The organism is Castellaniella sp. (genome assembly GCF_034674885.1).
Taxonomy (GTDB): domain Bacteria; phylum Pseudomonadota; class Gammaproteobacteria; order Burkholderiales; family Burkholderiaceae_B; genus Castellaniella.
Genome location: NZ_JAUCDS010000034.1, coordinates 22,672 through 28,875, shown reverse-complemented (window position 1 = coordinate 28,875; position 6,204 = coordinate 22,672). Strand labels below are relative to the sequence as shown.

The window sequence follows — 6,204 nt, the reverse complement described above, 5'->3', positions numbered from 1 at the left end:
GTGGCCGACGACGAAGGCCTGCTGGTGCTGGATCTGAAAGACCTGCGCACCATGCTGCAATACGTGGCCGACCACGCTGCCGAACTGCGCACCCGCTACGGACAGGTGTCCTCGGCGTCCATCGGCGCCATCCAGCGCAGCCTGCTGCGCCTGGAATCCGAAGGCGCAGACCAGTTCTTCGGCGAACCCATGCTCGACGTTTTCGATTGGATGCGCACAGACGCCCAGGGGCGCGGCATGATCAACATCCTGGCCGCCGACCGGCTGATGCAGGCCCCGCGCCTGTACGGCGTATTCCTGCTGTGGATGCTGGCCGACCTCTACGAACGCCTGCCCGAGGTCGGCGACCTGGACAAACCCAAGCTGGTGTTCTTCTTCGACGAGGCCCACCTGCTGTTCAAGGACGCCCCCAAGGCCCTGTTGGAAAAAATCGAACAGGTCGTGCGCCTGATCCGATCCAAGGGCGTGGGCGTGTATTTCGTCACCCAGAACCCGGCCGACATTCCCGATACGGTATTGGGCCAGCTGGGCCACCGGGTGCAGCACGCCTTGCGGGCCTTTACCCCCCGCGATCAAAAGGCCGTGCGCACCGCTGCGCAGACCATGCGCCCGCACACGGGCCTGGACATCGAGGCCGCCATCACCGAACTGGCCGTGGGCGAGGCCCTGGTGTCCATGCTGGACACCAAGGGCCAGCCCATGGCCACAGAACGCGTCTGGATGGCCGCCCCCGGCAGCCGGATCGGTCCCGCCACCGATGCCGAACGGCAGGCCCTGCGGGCTGCGTCCCTGCTGGGCGGCAAGTACGACCAGGCCCTGGACCGCGAATCCGCCTACGAGATCCTGCAGGCACGCGCCCAGGGCGATGCACCCGCATCCGCGCAGGCGAACCAGAAGGCGTCGAGCCCCGGCGGAAGCCCGAACGCAGGCTCGGGCGGTGACGGTGTCACCGACATGCTGGGCGATTTCCTGTTTGGTTCCACCGGCCCGCGCGGCGGCCGCCGCGACGGCGTAGTGCAATCCGTCGCCAAGAGCATGGTGCGCAACGCCGCCAATCAGCTGATGCGCGGCCTGCTGGGATCCCTGGTCGGGCGGCGGCGCTAAGGCGCAGCCCCCGGTCGAACATCAAAGGCCTGCCACCATGCCCACGCCCGTTCATGCCCTGCCTGCGGTTGCGCCCGACGACCGGCCCCGCTGCCGGTGGTGCACGGCCGACCCGCTATACGTCCAGTACCACGATCACGAATGGGGCGTGCCGTCCCGCGATCCCCGCCATCTGTTTGAAATGCTGATCCTGGAAGGCTTCCAGGCGGGCCTGTCGTGGCTGACCATCCTGCGCCGGCGCGAGGCCTTTCGCGCTGCCTTCTTCGGTTTCGAGCCCCAGGCCCTGGCACAGACCGACGCTGCCTGGGTGCAGGCCCAGATGCAGAACGCAGCCATCATCCGCAATCGCCTGAAACTGCAGGCCGCCGGCACCAATGCGCGCGCCTGGCTGAGCCTGCCCGACCCTGTGGCCCTGATCTGGTCGGTCGTCGACCAGGCCCCGCGCGTTCACCACTACGCACCGGGGGACGCGATCCCCACGGCGGGGCCGGAAGCCCAGGCGCTCAGCCGCCTGCTGAAACGCCACGGCTTCACCTTCGTCGGCCCGACGATCTGCCAGGCCTATCTGCAGGCCATCGGCTGCCTGATGGACCATACGACAGACTGCCACCGGCATGCGGCCCTGTCCGGTGCCTGAACACCGTCCGGAACGCTGCTGCGGCGGCGCGCCCGCATCCTCTGCCCTGGCCGAGGCCTATCTGAACGCCCTGTACCGCATCGACGCGGCGCCCGCGCTGCTGATCCGCATCGGCCAGGCCCACCCCGAGCTTGGCCGGCTGCATCTGCACCACCACTGCCGCCACAGCCTGATCCTGACCGCCTGCAATCCGCGCAGCCGCCGTCTGCGGCCTGCGGCCAATGCCCGGCGGATGTGCGCGCTGCGCCAGGCCATCGACGCGCTGGGCTTTCCCGGCCTGCCCGCCATGGGGCTGGATCCCCAAGGCATCTGGCCGGACGAGGCCAGTCTCTGGGTCCCCGGCCTGCCCCTGGCTTCAGGGCTGATCCTGGCCAGAAGTTTCGGGCAGAACGCCCTGGTCGAGTGCCCGGAAGACACGGTGGCGCGCCTGGTCTGGACCGCAGTCTGCTAAGGTAACAACTGCCCAGACACACCAGACGGAGCCCCCATGCGCTCATTGTTCACCCGCCACACCGCCTTTTACACCGCCATCGCCCTGACCATCCTGTGCCTTGGCCTGGCGCTCGGCGTGAATGCCGCCTGGTGGCTGCCCGGCCTGCTGTTCCTGGCGCTGTCCATCCTGGGGGTCTACGACCTGAACCAGACCCGGCACGCCATCCGCCGCAACTATCCGGTGATCGGCAACCTGCGTTTCCTGTTCGAATACATCCGCCCGGAAGTGCGGCAATACTTCTTCGAGGACGACACGCTGAAGATGCCGTTCTCGCGCGTGGACCGTTCCCTGGTCTACCAACGGGCCAAACGGCAGATGGACCAGCGCCCCTTCGGCACCCAGGGCGACGTCTACGACAGCCACTATGAATGGATCAACCACGCCATGGTGCCCGCCCATGTGCAGGACACCGATTTCCGCATCACGGTGGGCGGTCCGGACTGCACGAAACCGGTCGATCTGTCGGTGTTCAATATCTCTGCCATGAGCTTCGGCGCGCTATCCGCCAATGCAGTGCGGGCCCTGAACAAGGGCGCCGCCCTGGGCAATTTCGCCCACGACACCGGCGAAGGCGGGGTCAGCCGCTATCACCTGGAACACGGCGGCGGACTGATCTGGAACATCGGCTCAGGCTATTTTGGCTGCCGCAACGCGGACGGCAGCTTCTCGGCGGAACGTTTCGCCGACATGGCCTGCCGCGACAATATCCGCATGATCGAAATCAAGCTGTCCCAGGGGGCCAAGCCCGGCCATGGCGGCGTGCTGCCCGCCCCAAAGGTCACACCGGAAATCTCGGCCGCCCGGGGCGTGCCCGCCTGGCAGGACTGTATCTCGCCATCCAGCCACAGCGCCTTTTCCACGCCCATTGAACTGATGCACTTCATCGTGCGCCTGCGCGAACTGTCCGGCGGCAAGCCAGTGGGCTTCAAGCTGTGCATCGGCCACCCCTGGGAATGGTTCGCCATCGCCAAGGCCATGCTGGCCACCGGCATCACGCCGGACTTCATCGTGGTCGACGGCGCCGAGGGCGGCACCGGGGCCGCCCCCATCGAGTTCGTGGACCACGTAGGCACGCCGCTGCGCGAAGGCCTGCGGCTGGTCCACAACACCCTGGTGGGCATCGGCCTGCGGGAAAAGATCCGTCTGGGGGCGTCGGGCAAGGTCATCAGTGCCTTCGACATGGCCCGCATCATGGCCCTGGGCGCCGACTGGTGCAACAGCGCCCGCGCCTACATGTTCGCCATCGGTTGCATCCAGGCCCAGGTCTGCCACACCGGGCGCTGCCCGACCGGCGTCACCACCCAGGACCCCGCGCGCCAGAAGGCCCTGGTCGTGGCCGATAAATCGGTGCGCGTCGCCAACTACCACGCCAACACCCTGAAAGCACTGGGCGAACTGCTGGGCGCCGCCGGCCTGCACCACCCCAGCGATCTGCGACCGCACCACATCGCCCGACGCATCGCCAACGGCGAAGTCCGCGTCCTGTCCGCGCTGTTCCCAGACCTGCAGAAAGGCGAACTGCTGGAAGGCAAGTTCCGCAACACGATCTTCCGCACGGCCTGGCCCATGGCGCAGGCCGATTCGTTCGAGCCCCTGTACAGCCTCAGCGCCGCGCTGTCGGGGCATGCGGACCGCAGCATTCCGGACGCGGCCGACTCGACTGCCGCCGCCAGCTGATGAGCCCCGGACCATGGGCCCTGGCGGCCGCCCTGCTGCTGGCGGGCTGCGCCAGCCTGCCCAAGGACGTGCAGCGGCCTGTGTCCACCGCCCTGGATCATCCTGAGGCCACTGCCCTGGGTCAGCTCGTCGCGAGCAAGCAGCCCGCCGCAACCCGAAGCGACCTGTCGGGCTTCGCCCTGCTGGCCTCGCCCAATATGGCCTACGCAGGCCGGCTCGCGCTGACCGAACAGGCCAGCAAGACGCTGGACATCCAGTACTACACCATTCACGTCGACCCCACCGTGCGCAACCTGCTGCGCGCTGTACGGGCGGCGGCGCAGCGCGGCGTGCGTGTCCGCATCCTGCTGGACGATTTCAACAGCGTCGGGCGCGACGCCCTGGTCATGCGCATGGCTGACATACCGGGTGTGCAGATGCGCATGTTCAACCCGCTGCCCGGCAGCCGAAGCGCCGGCCTGTGGCGCGCACTGGGGTCTCTGCACGACTTCCAGCGCATCCAGCACCGCATGCACAACAAGCTGTACGTGGCCGACAATGCCTGGGGCATCATCGGCGGACGCAATCTGGGGGACGTCTATTTCGGCACGGCGACCGGCAGCGATTTCATCGACATGGACGTGCTGGCAGCCGGCCCCGTGGTACAGCGGATTTCAGCCAGCTTCGACCGCTACTGGAACAGTCTCCTGGCCTATCCGGTCGCCTCGCTGGTCACGTCCGCCGAACTCAGGCAACTGCGCGAAACCACCCGCCCCCGACCTGCAGACAGCGCCGACGAGCCCGCCAGGGAAGCACCGGCGCTGCCGCCGGCGCTGGACCTGGCAACGCTGCCGCTGACCTGGGCTCCGGCGGGACTGCTGGTCGACAGCCCGCTCAAGCTCATGCCCGCCGAAGACGGCGCACCCGTCGAGGGCGCGGTCATCGAAGGCCTGCTGTCCCTGCTGAGCAGAGCACAGCACGACGTGGTGATCGTGTCGCCCTACTTCGTCCCCGGACCGCAGATGATGATGCTGTTCACCGACCTGAAGGCGCGAGGCGTGCGGGTGCGCGTGCTGACCAATTCGCTGGCATCCACGGACGCCTTGCTGGCGCAGATCGGCTACGCGCGCCACCGCAAGCAGCTCCTGCGCCTGGGGCTGGAACTGCATGAGACCCGGGCACAGGCGCGCGCCCGGCTGCAGGACACAATGTCGGGCTTCACAAGCAAAGGGACGCGCGCCAGCCTGCACGCCAAGCTGGTCATCGTGGACGGCCGCATTCTCAGCATCGGCTCGATGAATCTGGACCTGAGGTCCAAGCTGCAGAACTCGGAAATCGCCCTGGTGATCCACAGCCCCGCGCTCGCGCGGCAGGCCGGCGAGCAGGTACAGCACATGATCGACGCGGCCGCCTGGAAAGTCACACTGACGCAGGACGACACCCTGCTCTGGCAGGCGCCGCAGGAGACGCCCCCCGCCGTGGTCGGACACGATCCCGACACCAGCCTGTGGCTGCGGTTCCTGGCAAAGCTGCTGGCGCCCCTGACGCCGGACGAGATGCTGTAACCCGCAAGACCGCGCCCCACTTACCCACACCCCCGGTGGATAAGCGCGTGGAAAACCCTATGACAGATTTGCTACAGCCACGATCCACGCGGATCTTCAGTAGACGGATCAAGAATCGATCACGGGATCCAGCAGTCCGCGATCCCGCAGGATCATGGCGGCTAGCGGGGGCGTGACCAGTCAGCGTCTGCCCAACGCAGGCATGAAGCAGCGCACATCGCAGTGGTGGCCGCTGCCGGGGACAACTGGTATAAAACGGCTTTCACCCAATCCGAACTCCATGACCCGCATCAACTGCATCCCCGTCGAGGAACTCAGCGGCCCTCACCTGGTCGCTGAATACAGGGAACTGCCCAGAGTGTTTGCACTGGCACAGAAGGCCGTTGCGCGCGGGGTGTTTTCACAGCCCGAGACGTACACCCTAGGCAAAGGACACCTGCTCTTCTTCTACACGCGGCTGGGCTATCTCGCCAGGCGCCACGCAGAGCTGATCTCGGAGATGAAGAAGCGCGGGTACAAGCCGGCATACTCAGGCGTTCGCCGAGAGGATTTCCCAGGGACACCTGACGCCTGCTGGGGCGACTGGGATCCAACCCCCGAAGCGCTGGCACTGAACCGAGCCAGAATCAAAGAGCGCAGCGCGTAAGCCACCGCCAGGGTTGCGCCGCGTTTTGCTACGCGATTGACGCTTCGTCGACACCCAGGCCACAGACAACAAAAAAGCCACCGCATCGGGTGGCTTCAGTGTC

The 6,204-nt window shown here is 66.9% G+C and carries 6 protein-coding genes; all 6 read left to right on the top strand.

Annotation, left to right across the window (positions count from 1 at the left end):
* On the top strand, nt 1-1,104 hold a 1,104-nt coding region (locus tag VDP74_RS14115; RefSeq protein WP_323000282.1), incomplete at its 5' end, for a helicase HerA-like domain-containing protein.
* Nucleotides 1,105-1,141: 37 nt separating this feature from the next.
* The gene (locus VDP74_RS14110; RefSeq protein WP_323000281.1) at nt 1,142-1,741 is read left to right on the top strand and encodes a DNA-3-methyladenine glycosylase I; all 600 of its coding nucleotides are present in this window, start codon (nt 1,142-1,144) and stop codon (nt 1,739-1,741) included.
* Complete coding sequence (locus VDP74_RS14105) at nt 1,734-2,192, top strand: DUF3293 domain-containing protein (RefSeq protein ID WP_323000280.1); 459 nt, start codon at nt 1,734-1,736, stop codon at nt 2,190-2,192. The genes VDP74_RS14110 and VDP74_RS14105 overlap by 8 nt, the downstream gene beginning before the upstream one ends.
* A 36-nt stretch (nt 2,193-2,228) precedes the next feature.
* Nucleotides 2,229-3,911, top strand: coding sequence for an FMN-binding glutamate synthase family protein (locus tag VDP74_RS14100; RefSeq protein WP_323000279.1), 1,683 nt, complete (start codon nt 2,229-2,231; stop codon nt 3,909-3,911).
* Nucleotides 3,911-5,455, top strand: a complete 1,545-nt coding sequence (locus VDP74_RS14095) for a phospholipase D family protein (RefSeq protein ID WP_323000278.1) — start codon at nt 3,911-3,913, stop codon at nt 5,453-5,455. The genes VDP74_RS14100 and VDP74_RS14095 overlap by 1 nt, the downstream gene beginning before the upstream one ends.
* 280 nt (nt 5,456-5,735) lie before the next feature.
* A complete protein-coding gene (locus tag VDP74_RS14090) occupies nt 5,736-6,101 on the top strand; it encodes a pyrimidine dimer DNA glycosylase/endonuclease V (RefSeq protein ID WP_323000277.1) in 366 nt (121 codons plus the stop codon).
* The last annotated feature ends 103 nt before the right edge of the window (nt 6,102-6,204 follow it).

Bases quoted from the DNA above. Each gene is read 5' to 3' on its own strand.
- VDP74_RS14095 (WP_323000278.1), top strand. From the start codon at position 3,911: ATGAGCCCCGGACCATGGGCCCTGGCGGCCGCCCTGCTGCTGGCGGGC.
- VDP74_RS14110 (WP_323000281.1), top strand. From the start codon at position 1,142: ATGCCCACGCCCGTTCATGCCCTGCCTGCGGTTGCGCCCGACGACCGG.
- VDP74_RS14100 (WP_323000279.1), top strand. From the start codon at position 2,229: ATGCGCTCATTGTTCACCCGCCACACCGCCTTTTACACCGCCATCGCC.
- VDP74_RS14090 (WP_323000277.1), top strand. From the start codon at position 5,736: ATGACCCGCATCAACTGCATCCCCGTCGAGGAACTCAGCGGCCCTCAC.